Source organism: Pseudoalteromonas sp. H103 (assembly GCF_001469205.1).
GTDB lineage: Bacteria > Pseudomonadota > Gammaproteobacteria > Enterobacterales > Alteromonadaceae > Pseudoalteromonas > Pseudoalteromonas carrageenovora.
In genome coordinates, this window is sequence record NZ_LOFG01000019.1 from 25,470 (window position 1) to 51,035 (window position 25,566).

At 36.2% G+C, this 25,566-nt stretch carries 21 protein-coding genes; 9 read left to right on the plus strand and 12 right to left on the minus strand.

The genetic code is table 11. The annotated features are described in order from the left end of the window. The first annotated feature begins 171 nt into the window (after positions 1-171). The 3 genes from ATS74_RS16845 to ATS74_RS16855 are packed head-to-tail and all read left to right on the plus strand — an operon-like array spanning position 172 to position 2,280. The gene (locus tag ATS74_RS16845) at positions 172-1,029 is read left to right on the plus strand and encodes a 6-carboxytetrahydropterin synthase (RefSeq protein ID WP_058550024.1); all 858 of its coding nucleotides are present in this window, start codon (positions 172-174) and stop codon (positions 1,027-1,029) included. Further along, entirely contained in the window at positions 1,022-1,840 is an 819-nt protein-coding gene (locus ATS74_RS16850; protein WP_058550025.1) for a M23 family metallopeptidase, read from the plus strand. Before ATS74_RS16845 ends, ATS74_RS16850 begins: the two co-directional genes overlap by 8 nt. 5 nt (positions 1,841-1,845) lie before the next feature. Continuing rightward, entirely contained in the window at positions 1,846-2,280 is a 435-nt protein-coding gene (locus tag ATS74_RS16855; protein WP_058550026.1) for an acyl-CoA thioesterase, read from the plus strand. 186 nt (positions 2,281-2,466) lie between these two features. Here ATS74_RS16855 and ATS74_RS16860 read toward each other — a convergent pair whose 3' ends face one another. The 5 genes from ATS74_RS16860 to ATS74_RS16880 are packed head-to-tail and all read right to left on the minus strand — an operon-like array spanning position 2,467 to position 8,061. Next, positions 2,467-3,789, minus strand: coding sequence for a Na+/H+ antiporter family protein (locus tag ATS74_RS16860; protein WP_058550027.1), 1,323 nt, complete (start codon positions 3,787-3,789; stop codon positions 2,467-2,469). 8 nt (positions 3,790-3,797) lie between these two features. Further along, positions 3,798-5,768, minus strand: a complete 1,971-nt coding sequence (locus ATS74_RS16865) for a transglutaminase family protein (RefSeq protein ID WP_058550028.1) — start codon at positions 5,766-5,768, stop codon at positions 3,798-3,800. Then, a complete protein-coding gene (locus ATS74_RS16870) occupies positions 5,768-6,754 on the minus strand; it encodes a DUF58 domain-containing protein (RefSeq protein WP_058550029.1) in 987 nt (328 codons plus the stop codon). Before ATS74_RS16870 ends, ATS74_RS16865 begins: the two co-directional genes overlap by 1 nt. Before the next feature lie 5 nt (positions 6,755-6,759). Beyond that, positions 6,760-7,665, minus strand: coding sequence for an AAA family ATPase (locus tag ATS74_RS16875; RefSeq protein WP_058550030.1), 906 nt, complete (start codon positions 7,663-7,665; stop codon positions 6,760-6,762). Between the two features lie 12 nt (positions 7,666-7,677). Then, a complete protein-coding gene (locus ATS74_RS16880; protein WP_058550031.1) occupies positions 7,678-8,061 on the minus strand; it encodes a response regulator in 384 nt (127 codons plus the stop codon). A gap of 776 nt (positions 8,062-8,837) precedes the next feature. Between ATS74_RS16880 and ATS74_RS16885 the strand changes: the two genes are divergently transcribed. The 6 genes from ATS74_RS16885 (at position 8,838) to ATS74_RS16910 (ending at position 15,628) form a co-directional block, all read left to right on the plus strand. Further along, positions 8,838-10,169: a hypothetical protein gene (locus ATS74_RS16885; RefSeq protein ID WP_058550032.1), complete on the plus strand. Its 1,332-nt coding sequence runs from the start codon at positions 8,838-8,840 to the stop codon at positions 10,167-10,169. A gap of 144 nt (positions 10,170-10,313) precedes the next feature. Continuing rightward, the gene (locus ATS74_RS16890) at positions 10,314-11,621 is read left to right on the plus strand and encodes an ABC transporter substrate-binding protein (RefSeq protein ID WP_058550033.1); all 1,308 of its coding nucleotides are present in this window, start codon (positions 10,314-10,316) and stop codon (positions 11,619-11,621) included. Between the two features lie 124 nt (positions 11,622-11,745). Beyond that, positions 11,746-12,618: a carbohydrate ABC transporter permease gene (locus ATS74_RS16895; protein WP_058550034.1), complete on the plus strand. Its 873-nt coding sequence runs from the start codon at positions 11,746-11,748 to the stop codon at positions 12,616-12,618. A 3-nt stretch (positions 12,619-12,621) separates the two neighbouring features. Next, positions 12,622-13,452 (plus strand): carbohydrate ABC transporter permease, encoded by an 831-nt coding sequence (locus tag ATS74_RS16900; protein WP_058550035.1) that lies wholly within the window; start codon positions 12,622-12,624, stop codon positions 13,450-13,452. 10 nt (positions 13,453-13,462) lie between these two features. Further along, positions 13,463-14,476 carry an ABC transporter ATP-binding protein gene (locus ATS74_RS16905; RefSeq protein ID WP_058550036.1) on the plus strand — a complete coding sequence of 338 codons (1,014 nt, stop codon included), beginning with the start codon at positions 13,463-13,465 and terminating at the stop codon, positions 14,474-14,476. A gap of 192 nt (positions 14,477-14,668) precedes the next feature. After that, a complete protein-coding gene (locus ATS74_RS16910) occupies positions 14,669-15,628 on the plus strand; it encodes a sugar-binding transcriptional regulator (RefSeq protein WP_058550037.1) in 960 nt (319 codons plus the stop codon). 583 nt (positions 15,629-16,211) lie between these two features. Here the strand turns inward: ATS74_RS16910 and ATS74_RS16915 are convergent. The 7 genes from ATS74_RS16915 to ATS74_RS16945 form a co-directional block, all read right to left on the minus strand. Continuing rightward, positions 16,212-16,988, minus strand: a complete 777-nt coding sequence (locus ATS74_RS16915; RefSeq protein ID WP_058550038.1) for a DNA/RNA non-specific endonuclease — start codon at positions 16,986-16,988, stop codon at positions 16,212-16,214. 494 nt (positions 16,989-17,482) lie between these two features. After that, positions 17,483-18,307: an alpha/beta fold hydrolase gene (locus ATS74_RS16920; protein ID WP_058550039.1), complete on the minus strand. Its 825-nt coding sequence runs from the start codon at positions 18,305-18,307 to the stop codon at positions 17,483-17,485. Positions 18,308-18,564: 257 nt separating this feature from the next. Then, the gene (locus tag ATS74_RS20050) at positions 18,565-21,420 is read right to left on the minus strand and encodes a response regulator (protein WP_058550040.1); all 2,856 of its coding nucleotides are present in this window, start codon (positions 21,418-21,420) and stop codon (positions 18,565-18,567) included. Beyond that, a complete protein-coding gene (locus ATS74_RS16930; protein ID WP_058550041.1) occupies positions 21,417-22,577 on the minus strand; it encodes a hypothetical protein in 1,161 nt (386 codons plus the stop codon). The genes ATS74_RS20050 and ATS74_RS16930 overlap by 4 nt, the downstream gene beginning before the upstream one ends. 9 nt (positions 22,578-22,586) lie before the next feature. Then, the gene (locus tag ATS74_RS16935) at positions 22,587-23,402 is read right to left on the minus strand and encodes a type II secretion system F family protein (protein WP_058550042.1); all 816 of its coding nucleotides are present in this window, start codon (positions 23,400-23,402) and stop codon (positions 22,587-22,589) included. Next, positions 23,399-24,274 (minus strand): type II secretion system F family protein, encoded by an 876-nt coding sequence (locus ATS74_RS16940; protein ID WP_058550043.1) that lies wholly within the window; start codon positions 24,272-24,274, stop codon positions 23,399-23,401. Before ATS74_RS16940 ends, ATS74_RS16935 begins: the two co-directional genes overlap by 4 nt. Beyond that, positions 24,267-25,565: a CpaF family protein gene (locus ATS74_RS16945; protein WP_058550044.1), complete on the minus strand. Its 1,299-nt coding sequence runs from the start codon at positions 25,563-25,565 to the stop codon at positions 24,267-24,269. Before ATS74_RS16945 ends, ATS74_RS16940 begins: the two co-directional genes overlap by 8 nt. Between the last annotated feature and the right edge of the window lies 1 nt (position 25,566).

Genomic DNA, 25,566 nt, shown 5'->3' on the forward strand with positions numbered 1-25,566 from the left:
CTTTAGCGTACACTTGTACGCTAAACAACTCGGAGCAGTTAAAAAATCAAATAATTGCGTGTTTTATCACCAATCAATCAATGCGATTGGTTTTTGCACTATAAAACCGCGCAATTACAATCAGAAATCATTATAATTACCCCTGACTTATAACCAGTTTAAAGGAAGTTTATGATCCTTTTTGTTAACTCACTAACAGTGATTGATTTTTCTTACTTATGTAACAAACGCGGCGCCGTTGGCGAGAGCTGGATTGTTGATTTAACTTTGCACGGTAAGCTAAACGACGAGTCTATGGTATTAGACTTTGGCTTAGTTAAAAAGCAAATCAAAGGCATTATTGATGACTGTATTGATCACCGATTAGCCATTCCATCAGGCCTTACAGGTTCAGTTAATGAATTCGAAAATCACAAAACACTTGATTGTACGTTTGGTGATAACAAGCATTTAGCAATGAGTGCTCCTCATCAAGCTTATTGCATGATAGATGCAGAGCAAGTAAATGTTGAATCGGTAACAGAATTTTTAATTGCTACTATTTTACCTAAATTACCAGACAACATAGAAAAAATTGAGCTTGAACTCAAACCTGAGCATAGCCAAAGTTTTTATTATCATTACAGTCACGGGCTTAAAAAGCACGACGGTAATTGTCAGCGCATTATTCATGGCCATCGTTCACAAATAGGTATTAGCCTTGATGGTATTTCTATGCCTCGCCTGCAAAAAGAATGGTCTCAAAAGTGGGAAGATATTTACCTAGCCACGAGTGAAGATAAAATTGATGCTAAAGATTTAAAACACGTATCAGCTAAATCTGATGATGTGTGTTTTGCATATACATCTGCACAAGGCTATTTTGAAATGGCCATTAGTGAGTCGCGATGCGATATTTTACCTGTTGATACAACGGTTGAATGTATTGCTGAGCACGTAGCTGGCCAAGTAAAAGCTCAATACCCTGATAAAGACGTAAAAATAACGGCTTATGAAGGAGTCGGAAAAGGATCGATTAGTTATGCTTAAAACACTTTTGGCAACAGCACTAATTACCTCTGCAAGTTTTAACGCGATGGCGCTTGAACTAAAAGGGCACCTTACGCAAGGTGGCTTGGTTACCGGTAAGTTAGATAATGTTAAATCTGTAACTTTAGATGGCACTGAGTTAAAGCTTTCAAAAAATGGCCATTTTGTATTTGGTTTTGGCAGAGATGCTGACACTGCTCATACGTTAACTTGGGTAGACAGCTCTGGCATAGAGCATACTCAACACTTAGCAATAACAAAGCGCGACTACAAAATTGACAAAATTACAGGTGTGGCAAAAAAATATGTGTCGCCACCAAAAGAAGTAAGTGCTCGAATTAGCCGCGAAGCTTTAGCAGTGCGTAAAGCGCGTGAAGTAAATTCAGACTTAGAATACTTTTTAGATCCCGTTTTGAAGCCAGCTGAGGGACGTATTTCGGGTGTTTATGGGAGCCAGCGTTATTTCAATGGCGAGCCGCGCAGACCTCACTTTGGGTTAGATATAGCTAATAAAACAGGTTCACCTGTGTATGCACCAATAAGTGGAACTGTAGTCTATGCTGAGCCTGATTTATATTATTCAGGTGGCACTTTAATTATTGATCATGGCCACGGTGTTACCTCTACATATATTCATTTAAGTAAGTTAGATGTAAAAGTAGGTGATAAAATTATTCAAGGTAATAAAGTAGCTGAAATTGGTGCAACTGGTCGTGTTACTGGCCCACATTTAGATTGGCGTTTTAACTGGAAAGGTGAACGTCTAGATCCTGCATTACTAATGCAAGATACCCTTGCAAATAAAAAGTAGAGACTATGACTAACATTGAGCGTGATGCTGTAATTGCACAACGAATAGAAGATTCAACTACATCGGTTACTAAAACGGTGTTTCCGGGTCGTACTAATCACCATAATACACTTTTTGGTGGTGATGCTTTAGCTTGGATGGACGAGGTGGCTTTTATTGCAGCTACTCGTTTTTGTAGAAAGCCTTTAGTGACTATTTCTTCTGACCGTGTTGATTTTAAAGAAGCAATACCTGCGGGTACATTTGCAGAGTTAATAGCAAAAGTAGTGCATGTTGGTAATACGAGCTTAAAGGTAGATGTAGATATTTTATTAGAGACAATGCATAAAGATAATAAGCACTCTGCTATAAGCGGTAGCTTTACATTTGTAGCAGTTGATGATGATCACAGACCAACACCAGTAGTCTGCGATAAAATGCTTAATGGATTTAAAGAATAACTTTTTATTTAAAGTTATTAAGAAAAATATGAGCACCTAAATGGTGCTTATATTTTCAGATAAAGAGAACACATCATACTGATTGTGTCTATAGAATAAACTAAGCAATCAAGCTAAATAAAAAAAGTTTCTATCAATATGGAAGTAGAAGAGGTATGGCAGTTCCATACCTCATTTAAAGCGTACTTAAAGTACCATAGCAGCTATCCAACCAAATATAATTAGTGGGATGTTAAAGTGGATGAAGGTTGGAATAACAGAATCTCTAATATGATCGTGTTGACCATCTGCATTTAAACCAGATGTTGGGCCAAGTGTTGAATCTGATGCTGGAGAGCCAGCATCACCTAAAGCACCCGCTGTACCAACAAGGGCTGCGGTTGCCATAACTGAAAAACCAAGGTCTAAACATAAAGGTACAAACAAAGTGGCAATAATAGGCACTGTAGAAAATGAACTACCAATTCCCATTGTTATTAATAAGCCTACTAGCAAAATAACACCTGCAGCTAATGGTTTATTGCCATCAAAAAGAGCGGCACCGCTGTGAACTAAACTTGCAACGTCGCCAGTTGCTTGCATAACAGACGCAAAGCCTTGTGCAGAAATCATAATAAAGCCTATCATGGCCATCATCGCAACGCCTTTGCTAAATACGTCGCCATTTTCTTCCCATTTCACAACACCAAATACACTAAATATCATTACACCGACTAAGCCACCTAAAATCATTGAGCCACTTAAATTTTGTGCAATTAGTGAAGAAAGCACTGCAAATAAGCCAACTATCATTACTTTTTTAGGGTTTTCAATGTCTGAATTTTTAGTTTGCGTAGTTAAAGGCATTGCATTGTATTCGCGGCGTTTTCTATATGTAATAAATACCGCGATGAGTAAGCCTATAAACATACCAATTGCAGGAATAATCATAGCCATTGGTACTTGTGTATTGACTATATCAAGTCCGTTATCAACCAAGTTTTTATGAAGTATTGAGTACAAGTAAATACCACCAAAACCATAAGGTAGTACCATGTAAGAGGTGGCTAATCCAAACGTTAAAATACATGCTATTGCGCGTCTATCTAATTTTAATTGATTAAAGACAACAAGTAAGGGAGGTATTAGTATAGGGATAAACGCAATATGTACGGGTACTAAGTTTTGCGAAGAAATAGCACACCCTAAAATAATTAATAAAATAAAGTAGCTCAAAAACGTTTGGTTAGTGCTACCTTTTGCATTTACTTTATCTAATAATTTATCGGCAAGGATACGTGTCAGTCCAGATTTAGAAATAGCGACTGCAAATGCACCTAACATTGCGTAACTCAACGCAATTTCTGCACCAGCTGAAAGCCCTGAATTAAATGCATCAACACTTTCTTTTATACCTAAACCTGCAGTTAAGCCTGCAACTAAGGCACTAATTGTCATTGCAACAATGACATTTACACGGGCCAATGATAGCCCCAGCATTAAAATAACGCCTATAACAACAGCATTCATAGTTTTCTCTATTTGGATGTTTTAATTAATTTTATCAGATCTTTAGCCTGAGTTTTACGCTCATTAGTAAACGATTTTTTACCATAACGTACTTGGTTAAATAATTGGCTAAATGCGCTTAGTGATTGCGCAGATTGTGGGGATTGTTCCATATACACTTGTAACTGTTGGCTTGGTGTTAAGTGCTCTGGCGTTTTTATATTTTGTTTTTGAGCCCATTTTTGTATTTGGTAAAACTCTTTAACCATAGGCGCTAATTTAGTAGCACGTTTAGGTAAGTTTAAATAAACAAAATAAGCTATAAAACATATTCCGATAGTAAGTAAAACTATTAGCGGTACCAACCAAATATTACGGCTGCCAAATAACGATTTTAAAAAATCATTTTGCTTTTGTTTATCAAAACCTAATACCCAACTAGACCATTGATAGTCAAGGTTTTCAAGTTCTAAGCGCAGCCAATTAATGCCAGGGAAGTTACTTAAGCTAACTAAACCAAAATCTAAATTAGTTTTAAACTCTGTATTTAGCGCTTCATTTTGTGAAAGCGATCCGTTTAAACGTTCAGGTGCTACTACTGCTGTTGCATCAAAAATAACCCAGCCTTCACTTTGTATATATACTTCTACCCAAGCGTGTGCATCGTATTGGCGAACGGATAGTGTGCTGTTATCTAAATTTAATTCTCCGCCTAAATACCCACTTGCTAAACGTGCTGGAATACCCGCACTTCTAAAAATATACGCAGCGGCACTTGCATAATGGCCGCAAAAACCTCGTTTATTATCAAATAAAAACTGATCAATTGTGTTATCGCCACTCATAGGGGTTGGCGTCAAAGTATAAGTAAATTTGTTATCTACAAAATGCTGTAATAGATGATTATAAAACTGGCGATCCGTTTGCGTATTTTGTTTTAAATTTTTAGCGAGTGAAGCCGCTTTAACATTTTTTTTATGAGCGAGGTAAGTGTAACGTTTGTTTTCAAAGTCATTAAGAGGCGTGCTTGTGAAGCGTGTACTAGTTACATCGTACTGTAAACTTTTTGCCTGATAGTTTTTTTTACGCAATAAACCCAATGTATTTGATTCAACATTTTGCGATTCGCTACGTGAATAAAAGAGCCCATAAAGCCATTTTTGCGAAGCAGGCTCGGCTATAACAGAGTAGGTTGCAATAAATTGCTCATCAATATCATTTTTAGAGTTTGATTTTAAATTATTGTATTTTAAAAAGTCCGATGTAAGCCATGCGTTGCCATTAAATTCATCATGTACAATTGCACGCCAATAATACGGAGCATTAGGCGCTGAGTTATTAAACGTTGCTCTAAAGACGAGCTCATCAGAGTTGGAAAGTTTTGCAATATCAAAGGGGTCAACCTGCTCAGAAAGCCCCGTTTTAGCTAATTTTGGTCCTGGTAATTGCCAAAATGCCGGCATTTTAGGTAAAAACAGTAATAAGAAGATTGCTAAGGGCAGTGCTAATAGTAGTAATTTACCACTTTGCTTAGAGGCTATTTTTAAATTATGTTTTGATTCTAATAAACCAAGTACTGCAAAATTCAAAATGTATAAACCACTCACCGCAAGTGTGGTTAAAATACTTTGGTTAAATAAATAAACGGACGAAAGCGAGAAAAACGTAAGTGTTGTAATTATGTGGTAATGTTTTTTAGTTTTAGCCTGCAGTAATTTAAATAAGCTCGAAAGCATTAACATGGCTACAAACAAAATAACAGTATCGGACATTCCAACACTCAATAACATTAATACCAATGCCGCGCCTGCAAGTATGTTTGCCAAAATAGAGTTAGGCTTAGGTTTATTGTTATAGGTTAAGTAAAAGTTCCACGCACAAATAACAGCCAAAACACTTATAAAAACGACAGGTAGATGAGCAATAAAAAATATGACTAAACATGCATAAATAAAGCACATGGAGTAATTAATAACTTTTTCGTTTTTAATTTCGTGCACTACACACCACCTTTAAATGTGCTTAATAATGCTAAGCAATGTTGCTTATGCTCAAGTCCGGTATTGGTATTAACTATTTTACCTGGGAGTTTTAACATAAAAGGCGTGTTTTGCTCACTTGCTTCGCAAACTAAAAAACATAACTGACTCAAGCGCTGCTCTGTGTCGCCATTCATAAAAGTAAAATCAAATAGGGCATTCGCTTTTTTATAATCAACGAATTCTTTTACTAAAAGTTGCTGCGTTTTAGCATAATGTTTCCACGATACTCTATGTAGCCCCATCTCTGGTAAGTGAGGCAAGAGAGATTCAAATTCGTCACTGCCAACTTCTTTAGCTACACCATTATCACTTTGCTCGTCTAACGCATTAACGTGAGCATCACTTAACACCTTTTCAAGTGATGGATATACAAATACGTACGTTTGTAATTGAATGTAGCTCCATACACTTACTAAACCAAAAGGGTAGTTACTTGAAATTTTAATTCGTTGTATGTCGTATTTACCCCGTAAAAAATAAGGTAAAGGCAGTGATAATAGCTGAGTATTACTACTTACCTGATCAGCGTGTTGACTAGTTTGTACTGTACCTTGGTAGGTTAAGCTTACTGATTGGCACACATTAGGGCTTTGTAGTTCAAACTTTATTTGAGGTTTTTGAGGGGAGAAACTATTAAACGTGTCTTTAAATTTGACCGTTAAACCTTTTGCGTTGCTATAACCCATAAGTACAGCAATTATAATTACAACAAACATTAAGTAAGCCATTATCAAAATTAAATTATTTTGATAATTAATACCCATAACAAAATTTAATACAGCTACAACTATAAAATACCAACCAAGTGATGAAGGTAATACGTAAATTGTTTTATGTTCTAGTGTAATAGTGTTTTTTAAATGCTTATTTTTTAATAATTTATTGAATACACGAGTTTTAAATGACTTAAATAAAGAAGGGCCTTTAGCTACTTTTTTTGGCATAAAGCTTATACCGGAACCAAAACAGCATTTAATATACTATTTACTTGCTCATCCCCAGATTCATTATGTAAACCTAAGCGGTGCTGACACACACTTACAAAAATAGCTTGTACATCTTCAGGCATTACAAAGTCACGTCCGTCAATATAAGCCCAGGCTTTTGCTGCTTTAGCTAGTGCCATACTGGCACGAGGAGATAAAGACGCTGCAAATGCATTACTGTTTCGTGTGTAATTAACCAGTTCAATTATGTAGTCAATCACTGGGCTACTTAGTGTTATGTCGCTTATTTGTGCTTGAATTTGTGCTAATTCTTGCTGGTTAATCCGCTGCGGTAGCTTGCTATAATCGCGCTTTTGCATATTTAAAATAAGACGCTTTTCAGCTTCTTTAGGAGGAAAACCTAAACTAATACGCATTAAAAAACGGTCGAGTTGAGACTCTGGTAAAGGGTAAGTTCCTGACTGATAAAGAGGGTTTTGTGTGGCAATGACAAAGAATGGATCGGGTAGGGAATATTTTTTGCCATCAACGGTTACTTGTTGCTCTTCCATTGCCTCAAGTAAAGCGCTTTGTGTTTTAGGGCCCGCGCGGTTAATTTCATCGGCTAAAACTACCTGGCTAAAAATAGGGCCTTTATGAAACGTAAAACTGTGTTCGCTTGAGTTAAAAACATTAGTACCAATAATATCGGCTGGTAATAGATCACTCGTAAACTGAACCCGCTGATAGGTTAACCCTAAAACAGCCGACAGCGCATGCGAAAGCGTTGTTTTACCCATACCAGGCAAATCTTCAATTAGTAAATGCCCTTGACTAAATAAGCAGGTAAGAGCCAGCTTTATTTGTTGCTTTTTTCCATAAATAACACTCGACAGATCGTCGATTATCGCTGTAACAGTACTTTGCATGCTCACCTTATTTTATTCTATTAATTCAAGACGCTTCATTACCGTATCTACTTTTTTTGCATTAAATGGTTTTGCAATAAAGCCTTTAGCGCCAAGTTCCCATGTGTTTTGTACATTTTCGAGATTATTATGACCTGAACACATAACAACGTGAGTGTGTGGGTAGGTAGTATTAATGTAATCTAAAATATCGGTGCCATCAGAGTCAGGAAGGTCAACATCTACAAATATAACGCTTGGGGATTTTTTATCCATAACAGGTTTAGCAGAGCTAAAATCTGCACTTTCTAAAATATCTTCAAAGCCTAACTCGGTTAATATTTGATTTAAATAATCACGAATTTCCTTAACATCATCAATAATGAGGATAGGCTCTAACGGGCGAACAAATTCCATATGTTATTACTTCTAATTTAAATACATCTAAAGTTACTCAATACTAAGCTAAGCCCCCCATAAGCTCAAGAACACATCAATAAATAACTAGATTATTTGTGCGCCAATACTTACTAGGGCGTATTGAACTTCGTGGATTGAAATTTGTTCAATCTAAGGAAGATTAAATCGCGATGCGAGTTTTGTAACCTAGTGGGCTTGGTAACTGCTCTGCGTTACTCTACTGGCTTATACCCATGTAAGAATAAGTAAAAACCAATCAACAAAGAGTTAATTGTTCCTATAAAAAACCTAAATGGCAGCGCATGCTTGGTATTTATGTTGCGTTATTGCCTATTCATGGGGAATAACCACGCTACATAGGCTCTGCCTTGCCTAAAAACCAATCAGTTTGCTGTAAGTTCGCCCACTAAAGATCAACACACCTTGATGCCTAACATGTTAACTCTTTTTTATTTTGCAACAGAAGTAACAAAAAAGGGCTATTCAAACAATTTTATCTACGTTTATACAAGACCTTAGACATAGATATAAAATTAATAATCTTTTAAATATATCCTCAACTACTTGAAAATTAATGTTTTAAATTATTATTCATGCACATTGTAAATTCTTTGTAATAAATATTCGTTGACGTAACATTATCTATTTGTGATTATGCTCATCAGTTGAGCTTATGCTCATTAAGCTTTAATTGCCTACACAGCAATTGTTTGTAAGGCTTTGATAGGTTCAACACGCTGAATAAACACAACACACTATAAAGAGAGTTTAAAATGTTAAATAATAAAAAAACTAAATTTGCAGTTAGTTTAATTGCAGCTGCTATGGCAGCATCTACTCCTGCTCAAGCAGAAGTTTCAGATTACTTAGATCGACTTGAAGTTAACTTTCTTGCAATGCAAAACTTCCAGTCGATTCAAGCAAAAGACGGTGCTTTTCGCCCTGAAGATGAAGAACAATCGTCTGGTTTTGGCCGCATACGCGCTAACTTAATGCTTAAATTTCATATCAACGAATTTATTACTGCAGATATAGACATCGCTGAAGAGCCAAATGACTTTGGTGGTGGTGATCGGGATTTTTCATTTCATAACGATTACGCGGGTGTCGAGTTTGACCTATTAGGTTTAACTGATAATTTACGAGAAAATGAAAACCTTACACTTCGTTTAGGTAACATTGGCGGATCACCTTTTCAGTTTAAAGGTTTCCAAGATGGCGCTGATAACCAAGCCAATGCACTTATTGGTAATGGGATGACCGATTACGCAACTGCAGAAAACGGTGCACAACTTAGTTACACTAAAAGCTATGATAGTGGCTTGATCCGCTCTTACAATGTAACCGGTCACATTACTACATCAAGCTTTGGCGAAGCATTTCAAGAAGACAGAGGATACAATTACCGCCTTCAAGGTACTTTAGAATTTGAAGGTGGTTTTAAAGCTGGCCTTAACTATTTACAAGCAAATCAAGGAGACCAATTGCGCTTTGAAAATGGTGTAGCTAGCCTAGATGGCGTTACTACAACAAACTACCGTTTTGGTGATGGTGAAAACTATAACTTCTCTGCTTCTCCATCAAGTGAGCGTGATACACACGTAGGTGTAATGCCAGGTCTTGATCAAACAACAATTCAATTAAACCTAGCGTACCAACCAACTTCACAAACAAGTGTTATTTTAATGCTTGGTAAATCATCAGACGATTTTACTTTTGCTGATTCAGCAGGTAATGCAGTTGCGGGTATTACTTACTTTGGTAATTCAAATGGCGTAGCTGATGCAAACGGCACAACTTACGATTCTAATAGCGTAATTGAGGGCGAAAGCTCAGTACAATACTATGTTGTAGAAGCACAACAATACATCATTCCTGAAAAACTATACGTAGCAGCACGTTACGCAGAAGCAGAAAACACTTCAGATCTTATCTCTCAAGACGACAATACGGTTGAGCGTTTACAAGTAGCCGCCGGTTACTGGTTTAACGATAGCACACTTCTAAAAGTTGAATATGTAAACCAGGAAGAAGGTGCTAACTCAGGTGGCCAAATTGGTAAAGGTTTTGACGGATTCACCTCAGAAATCTCAGTTAAATTTTAAATAAGTAGCAAGTATTAGTTTGCTTAAAAATGCAGTATTCACATTTTTCATAGTGTGAATATTGGCTATCGCTTTATTTTCTAAGGCGTTTAACAGTGGAATTATTTAAGCGTCTTATTTAACAAATTTATGAGGGTTACCCTGATGAAATCTAAATTATTAATGTTAGCGTGCGGTGTTATGGCTATTAGTAATGCTGTAGCAAAAGAAACCATTACCATCGCAACTGTAAATAATGGTGACATGATCACCATGAAAGAGTTAAGTAATAACTTTGAACAAAAATACCCAGACATCTCATTAAAGTGGGTAACACTTGAAGAGAATATTTTGCGCCAACGTGTAACTACTGATGTAGCGACAAAAGGCGGTCAATATGATGTGATGACAATTGGTACTTATGAAGTGCCAATTTGGGGCAAGCAAAACTGGCTAACCGAGCTTAACGACTTAGGCGAAAACTACGATGTAGACGATTTACTGCCTGCTATTCGTAGTGGCTTAACCATAGATAACAAATTATACGCTGCACCATTTTACGGTGAAAGTTCTATGGTTATGTACCGTACTGATCTGATGGAAAAAGCCGGCCTTGAAATGCCAAAAGCGCCGACCTGGAGCTTTATTCAAAAAGCGGCAAAAGCCATGACCAATAAAGAAGACGGAGTATACGGTCTGTGTCTACGCGGTAAAGCAGGTTGGGGCGAAAATGTTGCATTAATTACCTCAATGGCTAATTCATTTGGCGCACGTTGGTTTGATGAAAACTGGAAACCACAATTTAATACACCACAGTGGAAAGAAACACTTCAATACTACGTAGATGTAATGAAAGAGTCGGGTCCTGCTGGATCATCAGCTAATGGTTTTAACGAAAACTTAGCGTTATTTCAAACTGGAAAATGTGCTATTTGGATTGATGCAACCGTAGCTGGCGCATTTGTTACGAACAAAAAAGACTCAGAAGTTGCCGATAAAGTTGGCTTTGCGCTCGCACCCGACAACGGCTTAGGTAAACGTGGTAACTGGTTATGGTCGTGGACCCTTGCTATTCCATCGAGCAGTAAAAAATCAGATGCTGCTATGAAATTTATTAGCTGGGCAACCTCTAAAGAATACAGCCAACTTGTGGCCGACAACAAAGGTTGGGCAAAAGTACCACCAGGTACGCGTGCTTCACTTTACGAAAACGAGCAATACATGAGTGCAGCCCCATTTGCACAAATTACGCTTGATTCAATTAATTCAGCCGACCCTAAAAACCCTACGGTTAAACCGGTACCTTATGTAGGTATTCAGTTTGTGGCCATTCCTGAATTCCAGGGAATTGGTACCGCCGTTGGGCAGCAATTTTCAGCAGCACTTACGGGGCAAATGACCGTTGAGCAAGCGCTTAATGCATCTCAACGCCTTGTTGAGCGCACAATGCGAAAAGCGCGCTACCCAAAATAATTAAGTAGGTGGGTAAGCTCCTAACTTACCCCATATTTTTCGTCAGCATTAACTATATTATTTGGTAAGCCCCACATTGGGTATTTACTAGGGTTAATGCTGACTTTTTAAAGGTCACCACACTATGGCAACGACACAGTCACGTACGCTTGCACGCATGATGCTATTTCCTAGCGTAATTTTATTACTCGGTTGGATGATAGTACCGCTGTGCATGACATTGTATTTCTCATTTGTAGATTACAACTTACTCATTCCTGGAGAGCGAGAATTTGTAGGGTTTTTAAACTACGAATTCTTTTTAACTGATCCGGCATTTTTTGAGTCATTTTTTAACACCCTTTACTTAGTAACTGGTGTATTAGCTATCACTATTTGTGGTGGTATAGGTTTAGCTGTTCTCCTTGACCAAGCGATATGGGGGCGAAACTATGTTCGAATTATGGTTCTCGCCCCATTTTTTGTAATGCCAACTGTATCGGCATTGGTATGGAAGAATATGTTAATGAACCCTGTTAATGGTTTATTTGCTCACTTTGCCCTTTGGCTTGGCTTAGATCCAATTGATTTTTTTGCACAAATGCCTTTGTTTTCAATAATTATTATTGTGTCTTGGCAGTGGCTTCCATTTGCAGCGCTTATTTTACTTACTGCTATTCAGTCGTTAGATCGCGAACAGCTAGAAGCCGCAGACTTAGACGGTGCAGGGCCTTTTAGTAAGTTTTTTTACATTGTTTTACCGCACTTATCACGTGCAGTTACCGCTGTAATATTAATTGAAACAATATTTTTACTGTCTATTTTTGCCGAAATATTAGTAACAACAAGTGGTGGCCCAGGTTACGCCTCTACCAATATTACTTACTTAATTTATACCCAATCGCTATTACAGTTTGATGTTGGCGGCGGATCAGCAGGGGGCATAGTGGCAGTTATTATTGCCAACATAGTAGCCATATTTTTAATGCGCCTTATTGGCAAAAACTTGGAGGGTTAATTCATGGCTATTAAATCAACTAAAAAATCAAAAATAATTTATACCCTTGCCGCGTGGACAATTAGCGGGATGATATTTTTCCCAATTTTATGGACGCTAATCACAAGCTTTAAAACAGAAGCTGAAGCTATTTCAGCAACCCCTGCGTTATTTGCATTCGATTGGACGCTTGAAAACTATCAAGATGTATTAGCACGTTCGCCTTATTTTGATCACTTTTGGAACTCGGTTGTAATTTCACTTGGTTCAAGTTTATTAGGGCTAATGATTGCCGTACCTGCAGCATGGTCAATGGCATTTGTGCAAACTAAAAAAACTAAAAACCTTCTAATGTGGATGCTTTCTACAAAAATGTTACCACCTGTTGGGGTGTTAATTCCGATTTACTTATTATTCAGAGACTTTGCACTACTTGATACAAAGCTCGGCTTAGTCATTGTAATGACATTAATTAACTTACCAATAATGGTGTGGATGTTATACACCTATTTTAGAGAGATCCCAGGGGAGATTTTAGAAGCATCACGCATGGATGGCGCAACAATTGGTGAAGAAATATTTCATGTTTTACTGCCAATTGCCTTACCAGGTATTGCCTCAACATTACTATTAAACGTAATTTTGGCATGGAATGAAGCATTTTGGACACTTATATTAACCGCTGCAAATGCCGCACCGTTAACGGCATTTATTGCCAGTTACTCAAGCCCTGAAGGGTTATTTTACGCCAAATTATCGGCAGCTTCTGCCATGGCCATTGTGCCAATATTAATTCTTGGTTGGTTTAGTCAAAAACAATTAGTGCGCGGCTTAAGCTTTGGCGCAGTAAAGTAGGAGAACACACATGGGCAGCATCACACTAAAAAAAGTAACTAAAAACTTTGATGAAGTAAACGTAATAAAACCTCTCGATTTAGAGATTAAAGACGGTGAATTTATTGTATTTGTTGGGCCATCGGGCTGCGGTAAATCAACACTTTTACGCATGATTGCTGGGCTTGAAGACACAACAAGTGGCAATATTGAAATAGACGGGCAAGATGCAACACATACACCACCTGCAAAGCGTGGTTTGGCAATGGTATTTCAATCATATGCTTTATACCCGCATATGAGCGTGCGTAATAATATTGCTTTTCCACTAAAACGTGCAAAAGTGAGCCCAGCTGAAATAGAGTCTAAAATAGCGAACGCCGCTAAAATATTAAATTTAACAGACTACTTAGACCGTAAACCAGGTCAGTTATCTGGTGGTCAACGCCAACGTGTAGCGATAGGGCGTGCAATTGTTAGGCAGCCATCGGCGTTTTTATTCGATGAGCCACTGTCAAATTTAGATGCATCGCTTCGTGTAAATATGCGTTTAGAAATATCTGAGTTACATAAAAGCTTAGCTACAACAATGATTTATGTTACTCACGACCAAGTTGAAGCCATGACAATGGCTGACAGAATCGCAGTATTTAATGGTGGAATTATAGAGCAAGTAGGGACTCCGCTTGAGCTATACCAACACCCGGTAAATAAATTTGTAGCGGGCTTTATTGGCTCTCCAAAAATGAACTTTATTGATGTAACTAACGATAGCAATGCGCAAACACACAGTTTAGGTGTACGCCCTGAGCACTTTGAAATTTCCTCTGACTCTGGTACTTGGCAAGGTACTGTAGGTGTTATAGAGCATTTAGGTTCTGAAAGCTTTTTACATGTAACTATCGAAGATGGCAGTACAGTAACAGTAAAAGCGGATGGTGATTGCCCTTTAAAATATGGTGATACTATTTACTTAAGTGCACCTGAGCATAAAGTACATCGGTTTGATAAAAACGGCTTAACTATTAAAAACGCCGCACCTTAAAGCGTAAAAATACACCAATACTTTATACTCTCTCGTTTACGTATAAAGTATTGGTTATTAACTTAATGTGGCGCTTCGGCATTTTATAAATCAATGATATATTTACGAATATTATAAAATGATTAATTGCGGTGTATTTTTAGTAATTTTTCTAAAAGTTATCGAACGATCCTTTGATATTAAGAGGTTTAAGTGGCAAAGCTATCAAATACAGAAATACGTAAGCTTGATGATGCAGCAAGAGCAGGGTGGTTATATTACGTTGCCGGTAAAACCCAGGACGAAATAGCTAAAAAGCTAAATGTATCTCGCCAATCTGCACAACGAATGGTCGCTTTATCTGTAAGCCAAGGGCTAATTAAAGTCAGGCTTGAACACCCAATTGCTAAATGTATGGATTTAGCTGAAAAAATAAAAAATCGATTTGGATTAGATTCATGTGAAGTTGTACCAAGTGACGGATCAGATCCAAATTCTACCGTTGGTTTAGCACAAGCTGGCGCAGCAGAAATTCAACGCCATTTAAAATCAGAAACACCAAAAATTTTAGCTATGGGTACTGGGCGTGTACTACGTGCATGTGTTGATGAATTACCAACGCTTGATTGTAGTCAACATAAAGTAGTGGCCATGCTTGGTAATATGGCACTTGATGGGTCGGCGTCACCATACGATGTTGTGGTAAGAATGGCCGAGCATATTAATGCTAAACATTATCCAATGCCATTGCCAGTATTACCAAGAAGTATTGAAGAAAAACAACAACTCCATGCACAGCATAATATTACCAGTAACTTAAAACTGGCTACTAAAGCCGATGTTACATTTGTGGGTGTAGGTAGCTTAGGTGAAAAATCGCCACTGCATATTGATGGATTTATTGATGAGCAAGAACTTAAAGAGCTACAAAATTTAGGAGCCGTTGGCGAAATGATTAGCTGGGTTTACGATAAGCGTGGCCAACTAATTGATTGCACGGTAAACCAACGTGTTGCCAGTACGCCTTTAAAAATTGAAGGTAATAAACAAATTTACGCAATTGCTGCTGGTGAAGATAAAGTTTTAGCAATACTTGGCGCTGTTAGGTCTAATATGATCAGCGGTTTAATTACTAACGAATACACAGCAGAACGATTGCTAAGCATTGAATAATAATTTGCTAATGTTTAAAACTCATATAGCAGTAAATTAAAATGGGTTATTTAAGTTTAAGTGATTAGGAAAATATTTAAGCTTTATTAAGTTTTATTCAGCTATTAAGAAAATATGAATTTATGATAGCCGCTGTGCTTATGTCCGATACCGTCTAGTATTGGACATTGAAGGGGTGTTATTAACACTCCTTTTTAAATAACCATTAACTACCTATAATTTATATTATGTTAAATACAGTAATTTATTATATTAGTAAGATAAAGTGCTTCATTAATTTAAGTATATAGCCCCTATTTTCATCTGTTTTAAACAGATTTAGCTTATATGTGTAATCGCTCTTTAATTATCATTAGTTGCCAGTTTTAAATTACAGGTAATATAATTTCATCTCTCTAGTTAACCAATACCTAAGTTAAAAAATGCATAAGAATAAAATTAAACATTATCACTTAATGGTTTTTGCGTTCTTGGTTTCCCTGGTTAAAAAGCTCTATTTTAGTTAAAGCCTGTAACTACTAGTTTTAAAAGCCTTAAATAAATACAGTTCAATTCAAGGCTTATGTTTTTATAATTTAAGTTTCTAGTTACAGCCCAACTCACTTCTTAAACCAAACACAGTTGATTCAATTGCTTGCGCATTGTTGTAGGATAAATTTGGCATAACGTTAATACCAGCACGTGATTCAACTTCATCAATACTTACTTCAGTATTACAAAAATTATCGCTGCGGCTTGCTGATTGTTCCATAATAAACGCCGATGCTTTAATTGTGCTACCAGATTGCTCCATCACAATTTTAAAATAACCACTTGGAATTGTATGTACCTCATTAGCTTGCGGTAATTCTGCAAAGTAATATTCGTATAACGGCCCGGTTACTACGTATAAATCGTTGCCATTACTAACATGATTTCTCACTGCAGTTTCAAGCCTAACCCATGGGCCCTGGTTTAATGCAGATGATTGCGGTGTAATATTAGAAAGCAAGTTTGTTAGTTTCCAATCAGCCGTATTACTAAAAGATGCTAATGGGACTTGATGACCTCTATCTGTATTTATTGTTGCGTATGCATCGGTATAATCAGCGGGTTCTAACGTATAGTGGGAATATAAATCTGGATCAGCTTTCCAACTTCTACTTCTCGATGGTCCACTCATAGTATTGGTAGTTACATGGTATGCAACCCAATCAGCAAACTTTGTATATCTATTATTTTTTAAAGTATAAATACTTCGCTCAATTGTATTGCCATTATTTAAGCCCGTTGGGCAACCTTGTAAGCAATTAGCTGCGTTTGCACTATGAGCAAAACATAAACCTGTAAGTAATATTGATGCCTTTATTATTGTCTTCATTGTTATATCCTCAATTTAAAGAGGATAAAAATTAACAGCTTCTTATTACAATAATATTTAAGTAACTAATTGTTTTTAAATATAAAAGTAAAAATTAGTAAAACGATAATATTGGCCTAGGTTATTGGTATTATTTAAGCACAAGTAAAAAAATCGTACAAGCGCCCTACCAATCAATTGAGTTTTAATCGCTTGAGCAGCGCTAATAACCAAAGGTCTGAATAGCGAGCTGCTTCTGAATACGAAGTTTAAATTATACAGAATTTCATTATGTTAAATTGACTGCTAATCGATTTCACCAAGGTTACTAACCACAATACATCACCAAAAACATACATTTTTGGCTTAATATTGAACAAATTTTGATGTCAGATACATTTTAGGTAGGATTTTTACTGTAAATATCGTGTTTTTAACTCAGTTAAGTATAGAACGCCTAGCAATCTAACAAGGCATAACTGCCTCGTTAGATTGCTAATATACAACTTTAAGATTTAAAACGTTTTACCCTTTAAAAAGTTACTCATTAAAAGTAATATTTTTTCAGGCTGTTCGTCTAAACACCAATGCCCTGCTTTTTCTACCCAGATAAGCGATGAGTTTGGAATGGTTTGCTCTAACATGGGTGCGTATTTAGGTTTTTGAAAGTTATCTTCTTCACCCCATAAAATTAGGGTCTCATGCGGTAAGCTTTTAAGTTCACCTGCGATTGCTTGCGTGTACTCTTTATTTAAACGACGCATATTTGCAAACAATGCAGCTTTACCTTGCTCGTTACTCCATTGTGCTAAATAAACTTTTTTTAGTTCATCAGTCATTATGCTTTTGTCATATACGCCTTTAGGCATAAAATCCTGTAGTGTATCAACAAATTCATCAACCGTTGTTTTTTCTTCAACTCCTGGCTCAAGTAACGGCTCAAACTCTGGTATTGGCCATGAGTCAAAACACACACTGTCAATTAAAATTAGTCCGTTCACTTTTTCAGGGTAATTTACTGCCATTAACTGTGCAATGCCGCCACCAATATCGTGCGCTGCTATATTGGCTTTAGGAATACCAATTGCATCCATAAACTTAATAAGTATTCTGCACTGCGCATTAATAGATACGTCAGTGTCTTTAGGCATATTTGATTCACCATAATTCAGTAAATCGGGTGCAATAACGTTATGTGACTTAGCAAGCTCGGGCATAACATTACGCCAAAGTGATTTATTAGTTGGAATTCCGTGTATTAATAATAGCGGTGTGCCTTCTCCCATTTCTTGATAAGCAATTTGGTGGCCTTCAATGCTAACGTATTGTGTTTTACTCATACTAATTTTCCTTTTAAATTAAAATTTATGTATGAGTAGTTAAGAGCAATTATCGTCCCACGTTTGATTTAAGGCTAAAAATTTTTATGCTAAGTGAAATCGCTAAAACAAAAACACCGCTGCGCCCTGCTTTGTAGCGATTTAAAATCGTATTAGTGTATTAAATAAGTAAGCTATACATCACTTATAATTCAGCATTACTTTTTTACAATGTGAAATAAAGTGGTAGATGCATGAAATAATTACTGCTTATTTAGCTAATTCTGCGTCTGGATTATTTTTCTGATCTTATTTATTAAAATGTCTTGTTTAACTGGTTTTTCAAGCATGTCATCAAAACCTAACTCAACATACTTGGCACTACTATTACTTTGCTCGTCAGAAGTGTGTGCAATTATTTTGGTATGTTTATCGTTGCTATGTTTTTTTATTTTTAACATTGCATCAGTACCAGAAAGTTCTGGCATTACTATATCCATTAAAATTATGTCATAGTCATTTTGTGAAACCATTAACATTGCTTCTATTGCACTACTTGCATAATCAACATTTAAGTTTTCATTTTTGAGCATAGCTCTAATTACCATCTCAACAAGCGGTTCATCATCAACGAGTAACAACGATTTAGACTTAAACTTGTTAGACATAATTGGTTCAACATTATTTTTTATTGGAGTTATATCACTTACTTCATTAATACTCGTTACGTTAACCAATAACGATAAACAAATACTGGTTGTTTTCCCCCTTTCGTTAAAACTGATAGCCTTTCCTCCAAGCATTTTAAATATTGATATAAAAAATTTAATATCAAGTGTGGCATCTATATCATCATTAAAGTTTATTGCTGACTGCTGCGATATTAACTTTAATTGCGCTAAAAAATTATTGCTCGTTGTTAAGTTGCTAATTGAAAAGTTTAGATTTAAATAACTTCTTTGATCTTCTTTTACAATATCACTATCAATAGTAAGTTGTGACTTGTAACTACTTTCTAATAGCTCTGTTGATAGCTGAATAACCAACTGAGAAATTAGCTTTTCATCACTTATTACGGCAACTGCTTTTTCACTGCTGTTGGCAATCACGTTTTTAATATTTGAATCTTTATTCAAAATAGACGCGCTATTACTTAGCATTTTATTTAAGTTAATTTTATTAGCTTTTAATTTCAGTTTTCCTGTTTGTGACTTATTAACATTAACGAGTTGTTGAATAACACATTCTAGTTGTTCGCTAGCAGTATTTATATTTCCAATATGACCTTTGAAGTCTGATGCACTCATTGGTTTTTGGGCAATTTCTATAATAGATTTTAAAGAACTCAAAGGCGCTTTTAGTTGCTGACTCAAGCGAGTTACAAATTTTTCTTTTAATTGATTAGACTGTTTTGATTTTTCTAATACGTCGGCAAGTAAAAGCTCTTTTTGATGAGCTGATGTTTCATCCCTGAAGTAACAAACAAAGCCACCAAAATCCGTATGCCTTTGCACTACAGTTATCCATCGGCCATCGGTAAAGCCAATATCAATCCGCTGGTTGTGATCATTTTCTAATTTATTATGTTCTTTATAATGGTTAATAATATTGTGTTGCTGCGCAATACTTATTAACTGACTATACGAAAGTTGATTATTTTGTTTATTAACCTGGGAAAATAACTTATTAAATACATCATTTGTAATAACTGGGAACTCATGACTATTAAAAATAGCAAAGCCATGAGGAAGCGCATCTAAAGAACTTGAAAATAGCTTTTCTCTATTTAAAATTAATTGGTTTTTATCTTTAATTTCATTATGTAAACGTCTAGGTAAGCGTAAAAAATAGTAAACAAATGCAAATACAGCTAAAGCAATTAGTCCTAATCTAAATAGACTATATTTAGTGATTGTAGGCGTTAATATTTTATTAATTGGCTGTACATGTAAACGCCAAGTTGGAGGGAAACGGCTACTAACAGCGCTAATACTATTTGTAATAACACGAGAATTTACTTCCCCTTGCTTACTAAGTGTAAATTGTGGCGTAACTATAAATATATTGTAGTTTTGGGTGTTGAGTTTTCCTATTATAGCTTTTAAAAACTTACTTAAATCAAATGCAGTAAGAGTATAAATGGAGTTATTTTTTAGTTTAATTTCAGATATTAAAAAAGCAGTATCAGCAACTGTAAACACTTCTACTGACTTTTTGTTTGCTCTTAAATCAAATTTAGTTAACCAGCCTTTAAAACCATAAGCCGCTAAATCAAAGTTATTTTTAGACCAAAGCGCTAATTGGTTATATTGATAATCAAATACTACATACCCTTTATAGTTCAAATTTTCGGATGCTTGATTTTGTACTAAATTATTAAGCTGCTCTTTTGTATACTCTTTTTGGCTTTGAATAAACCCAGCTACCACTAAGTCTTTTTGTGAAATATATAACCCTTGATTATCAAAGCGTTCTAATGCATTAAACAGGGTTTTTCTAAGCTCCTGAGTTTTTAAATTATAGTTACTTTTCAGCTCTTTTTTCTCGATTGTATAAAGTAATAAAGCAGTAAAAGCACACAGTACTAAAGCAATTAAAAAGGCGACAGGAGCTAAACTAAATACATGAATATATTTAGTCTCTTTATTAGATTTTTCGCTTGATTTTTTATTAATTGAATTAGCTGGGTCATTGTCTCTATTTAATTGTGTTTGTAGTAGCTGAGCAAATGATATGAACTGATCTTTTTGCGAGCCTATTAGTGTTTTAGGCGCTAAATCGGCCATAACTAATAAGCCAATAACAGTATTGTTATTACTGTATATAGGATACTGAGCATAAAAACGAATACGATGTTCAGTGTTGCTAGATACACTTTCAAAAAATGTATCTTCAAATATATATAACTTTTCTTCTTTACAACGCTGTTGATATTTTAAAAGCTCTTCTCTTATATTGGCATCGTCATTTGTAATTATATGTTCAGAGTACACTTCTTTAAAGTCTATATACTTAACAATAGGCACATCATAAAATTGCTTTAATAACGATAAAGTTTCTTTTACATCATGGCTTATTTCTTTTCTTCCACTGCTTATTTCATTGGGTAAAGTAAATATATTAGATGCGTTCATTTGCGTTCTCCTGTTGGTGGAGTATGTATCCATGTAGTGCTATTTTGTCCGCTGTGGGCCGGTAATTTAACTCTAAATGGAGGTGCTAAACTGCTAAGTGCGGGCTCACCATTAGTCACATTAATAACTTGCTCAGCACTAACAAGGTTTAACGAGGTTTGACAATAAGTTACGCCAGGCTCAATACCTATAAGACTTAATGTTTCTGTAATAAGTAAATTATTAATTAAATCTATTCCGGCTAATTCAAAAGTGGTTTTTAAAATAGTAAACACTAATGTTTCTACTATGTTTTCATCATCTTCTAAGCGAGTTCCCTCTGGGCAGCAAATAGTCCCCAGCTCTACATCTACATTGGCACTTAGCCCTACTAAAGAGAGTGCATTTAACGCCGTATTTAAAAGCGGCTCTACTTGCGGCAAATATAAATCTAAAATATCACCTTGAGATTCGTATCCGCTTTGACAGCTATCGCATGATTGCGACAAACTCTGATCGCTAACCCCAAGTAGCGGGTTCCCCAAAGCAGTTACGCCTACCAAACAGCTACTATCGGCAGGTTGTTTATCAATTTCAAAGCTTTCACACGGTGAGCCAGTCACGACTTTTTGTGACACGTAACGCGATAAAATTTGTCCGCTATTTGCAGGGCACGCCTGTGCTGTGCTTCTTAATAGTTGGCCAATAACAGAATTACCAAACTGCCCTATTGCATAATTTGGCCCCTGCTGAAGCGCATTTATATAGCTTACATTGCCTGTGTTATTTATATTGCTTATACCTTGGCTATCACTTGCTTCATCGCTCAAGCCTTTTAAACATGGGTTGCCTTGGCAATTAGGAGCATCGTAATAAACGGCCTCACGTGAGGTAAATCTATCATCGCGAATACCTATTAATGCACGGTAAGTTGCATTTACTTGGCGATCCGTATAAAAAATAAGAGGTGCTTGGTGCTCGTCAAAGCTAACCGCAATACCTAGCGGTTTATTGTTAGCGTCAATAACTGTAATTTGATTATCTACCTTAGTTTGATGACGCTTAATTAAGGCGTCTCTTACTAAAACAACACCACCAATTGAGCCAATAATTAAAATAGTAATTATCAGTATTAGTTCAATCGTTAAAATGTAGCCTTGTTGGTAATGTTTTTTCATATCAGGCTCCTATAGCACTTCAACAAGCATTTTAAGTACATTCATTACCTGCAGTGCGGCAGGGAAAAACACCAAAACCAAAAACATCGGAAAACAGATTAGTAATATTGGAAACGTGGTGTGCATGGCTTTTTTGTTTACCTTTTTGGCAAGCAAAATATTCTTTTTTAACGCAAGTCCATCAAGTTGAGCTTGAACTGCATCAATTAATGGCGTGCCTAGCTTCGAGCCTATTAGCATTAGATTGGCTAATTTTTTTATGCCCATAACCCCCGTACGCTCAAAGAGTGAGTTAAATGCAAATTCACGGTCTTTGCCTGCACTTAGTTCAAACAAAAAGAGCTTAAGCTCTTTGTATAAAGGATGCTTTTTGCTTAAGCCATGATCAACAGCCAATGCAAACGAACGCTCTAGAGAAAAGCCAGCGCGCATATATACCAAAAGTACTCTTAAAAAAAACTCTAAACTATTGTTGATTAGCGTTTTTCGCTGATTTTTACGTATCAAAAACCAGCCTTCGGGTGCAAAAAAACAGATGAAACACAACATTAAAGTAATGGTTGAACTTAACTGATACTCGCTTAACTCTATTAAAGTAAATGCGCTAAAAGTGGCCGCTACTTTGAAACAATATAAGCTCAATAATATTTTATTAATTTGTATACCGGCTTGCCTTAGCTGGCGTTTAGAAATAACAATGAGCGGATACCAATTAGTATTTCTAGTATCGCTTTTATCTAACTCAACCTTTAAAGATTGTCTGTGTATATGGATAAATGACCCCATACTTACCAGTAAACCTACAAGTAAAAGTATATCAATCATAATGTTATCCTTAAGCTAAGACGTAGCCATAAAAAACCAAATAGCTGGCAAAGCAATGCAACTGTTAAATATGCAATACCGTTGGGGTCGTTTAATAAAGGTTCAAACCAGGTAGGATCGGTATAATTGAATAGAGGCACTAACGCATAAGGTAATACACCACTAAACACAGCCGCATATTTAGTACCTGAGAGCTTGGCTTTTAATTGTTGGCGATCAAGTGTTCTTAGCGCCATCATATTGCAAACACTTTTAAGCATATCGGTTAAGTCGCACTGACTTTGTGTATGCGTGATAATGCTATGAGCAAATAATCTTACTGTTTCACAATTGTATCTTTGAATTAATGGTGCAAACGATGTTTCGGCATCACTACCCATACTCATTCTTTGCAGTAATAGTGAACTCTGTAATTGTAGGTATGGATCTGCGTGTTTGTCTGCAAACTTCATTGATTGTTGAAGTGATAAACCTGTACTTAAGCATGACTGTACAGTTTCGATATACTCTAAAAAATGATGTTCAAACTTGGCTAACCTATAATGAGCTAAATCAATAACAACAATAAAGCAGGTTACAAATACAACTATTGCAATAATAAATGCACTGGTTAAGGCCTCAGGGTAATAAAGCTTTACTAAAAACCACGCACTACTTGAGAGTGAACTTGCCATACTAATAAATACAAAATTACTTATATTTAAACCAAGCACTCTTAGTGACAAGGTTAAAACATCTTTTTCTTCTAAAATATCGAGCTTTTGTACAGCTTCATTGCTTTTGTTTTTAACATATAAGGTAATAAGTACACTACTTGCTAAGGTAAATGTAATAATGGCTGCAACGGCGAGTAAGTAATCTAACTTAGTCATAATCTGCCTCCGCTTTACTTTTAAGTAATGCTTGAAGTGTTTGTGCGTTTTCACCTTGGCTTTGCATAAATGAAATAACACTAGAATCTTGCACAAAATTATTTTCAATGGGTTCAAAACCGGGCTTACTATACAAAGGACAAAAATGAGCAGCTCCATTTACACGCTTTATCTCACCGATACTTTTTAAAGTACGTACTCCATCTGTAGAGCGAGAAACATGAACAATAAGCTGAATACTTGATGCTATTAATGCGTTTGTATGGGCGTCACTTAACTGTGCATTATGAAGCTGAACGAGCGTTGATAATCTGGTTACTGCATCACTTGCACTATTAGCATGTATGGTTGTCATAGAGCCCTGATGGCCGCAGTTCATAGCTTGAAGCATATCTATAACTTCACCAGAGCGAACTTCGCCTACTAATATTCTGTCGGCGCGCATTCTAAGCGCTGCTTTTACTAAATCTCTTAAACTTACAGCCCCTTTTCCATCGCTATTTGTATCGTGAGCTTCTAGTTGTACAACATGGTTATGATGTAAGTTAAGTTCAGCACTTTCTTCAATAGTAACAACACGTTCGTTTTTATTTATAGAGTTGGCAAGCACATTTAATAAAGAGGTTTTACCCGCGCCAGCATTGCCGCATACTAATATATTAACCCCTGATTTAACTGCAGTTTGTAAAAACGTTAAAACATTTTTATCTAAAAACTGATTAGCGACTAAAAATTCATCATTGATTTTTTTATGATTAAACTTTCTTATTGATACAATAGCGGCACTAGTACATGCCGGTGGCACAATAATATGAACACGGCTGCCATCTTTTAGTTTGCCATCAACTATTGGCATAAGTGCGTTAACCTGGCGCCCACACCCATCAAGTAACCTATCAACAAATCGACGTAAATGGCGCTCGTCATCAAACTTACTAGCTGTACATAGAAGCTTACCTTGCTTATCAATCCAAATGTCTTGCGTATCGTTTATTAAAATATCACTCACTTGGTCATCAAGCATAAACTGCGCTATTGGCCCTAACCCTTGAATTTCATCATAAACGGCTTGTACTACTTGAGCTTGTTGGTGCTGATTAAAAGATGAGTTTGAAAACTGCGGGAGCTCAACGCACAACGCTGAGATTTTTTCTAGAATATTGTCAGAGAGTAATGCTGTAGGCTCTTGTTCGTATTCTTCAATTACAGCATCGTGTAATAGCTTTTTAAGTTCTTCAAAGGTACTTAAATTGGTTTGAACTTCTTCATGTTTGCTTGATAAATTAAACATA

What these genes read in the sequence shown, in the direction of transcription:
- ATS74_RS16845 (WP_058550024.1), top strand. Translation starts at nt 172, where the DNA reads ATGATCCTTTTTGTTAACTCACTAACAGTGATTGATTTTTCTTACTTA.
- ATS74_RS16850 (WP_058550025.1), top strand. Translation starts at nt 1,022, where the DNA reads ATGCTTAAAACACTTTTGGCAACAGCACTAATTACCTCTGCAAGTTTT.
- ATS74_RS16855 (WP_058550026.1), top strand. Translation starts at nt 1,846, where the DNA reads ATGACTAACATTGAGCGTGATGCTGTAATTGCACAACGAATAGAAGAT.
- ATS74_RS16860 (WP_058550027.1), bottom strand. Translation starts at nt 3,789, where the DNA reads ATGAATGCTGTTGTTATAGGCGTTATTTTAATGCTGGGGCTATCATTG.
- ATS74_RS16870 (WP_058550029.1), bottom strand. Translation starts at nt 6,754, where the DNA reads ATGCCAAAAAAAGTAGCTAAAGGCCCTTCTTTATTTAAGTCATTTAAA.
- ATS74_RS16875 (WP_058550030.1), bottom strand. Translation starts at nt 7,665, where the DNA reads ATGCAAAGTACTGTTACAGCGATAATCGACGATCTGTCGAGTGTTATT.
- ATS74_RS16880 (WP_058550031.1), bottom strand. Translation starts at nt 8,061, where the DNA reads ATGGAATTTGTTCGCCCGTTAGAGCCTATCCTCATTATTGATGATGTT.
- ATS74_RS16885 (WP_058550032.1), top strand. Translation starts at nt 8,838, where the DNA reads ATGTTAAATAATAAAAAAACTAAATTTGCAGTTAGTTTAATTGCAGCT.
- ATS74_RS16890 (WP_058550033.1), top strand. Translation starts at nt 10,314, where the DNA reads ATGAAATCTAAATTATTAATGTTAGCGTGCGGTGTTATGGCTATTAGT.
- ATS74_RS16895 (WP_058550034.1), top strand. Translation starts at nt 11,746, where the DNA reads ATGGCAACGACACAGTCACGTACGCTTGCACGCATGATGCTATTTCCT.
- ATS74_RS16900 (WP_058550035.1), top strand. Translation starts at nt 12,622, where the DNA reads ATGGCTATTAAATCAACTAAAAAATCAAAAATAATTTATACCCTTGCC.
- ATS74_RS16905 (WP_058550036.1), top strand. Translation starts at nt 13,463, where the DNA reads ATGGGCAGCATCACACTAAAAAAAGTAACTAAAAACTTTGATGAAGTA.
- ATS74_RS16915 (WP_058550038.1), bottom strand. Translation starts at nt 16,988, where the DNA reads ATGAAGACAATAATAAAGGCATCAATATTACTTACAGGTTTATGTTTT.
- ATS74_RS16920 (WP_058550039.1), bottom strand. Translation starts at nt 18,307, where the DNA reads ATGAGTAAAACACAATACGTTAGCATTGAAGGCCACCAAATTGCTTAT.
- ATS74_RS20050 (WP_058550040.1), bottom strand. Translation starts at nt 21,420, where the DNA reads ATGAACGCATCTAATATATTTACTTTACCCAATGAAATAAGCAGTGGA.
- ATS74_RS16930 (WP_058550041.1), bottom strand. Translation starts at nt 22,577, where the DNA reads ATGAAAAAACATTACCAACAAGGCTACATTTTAACGATTGAACTAATA.
- ATS74_RS16935 (WP_058550042.1), bottom strand. Translation starts at nt 23,402, where the DNA reads ATGATTGATATACTTTTACTTGTAGGTTTACTGGTAAGTATGGGGTCA.
- ATS74_RS16940 (WP_058550043.1), bottom strand. Translation starts at nt 24,274, where the DNA reads ATGACTAAGTTAGATTACTTACTCGCCGTTGCAGCCATTATTACATTT.
- ATS74_RS16945 (WP_058550044.1), bottom strand. Translation starts at nt 25,565, where the DNA reads ATGTTTAATTTATCAAGCAAACATGAAGAAGTTCAAACCAATTTAAGT.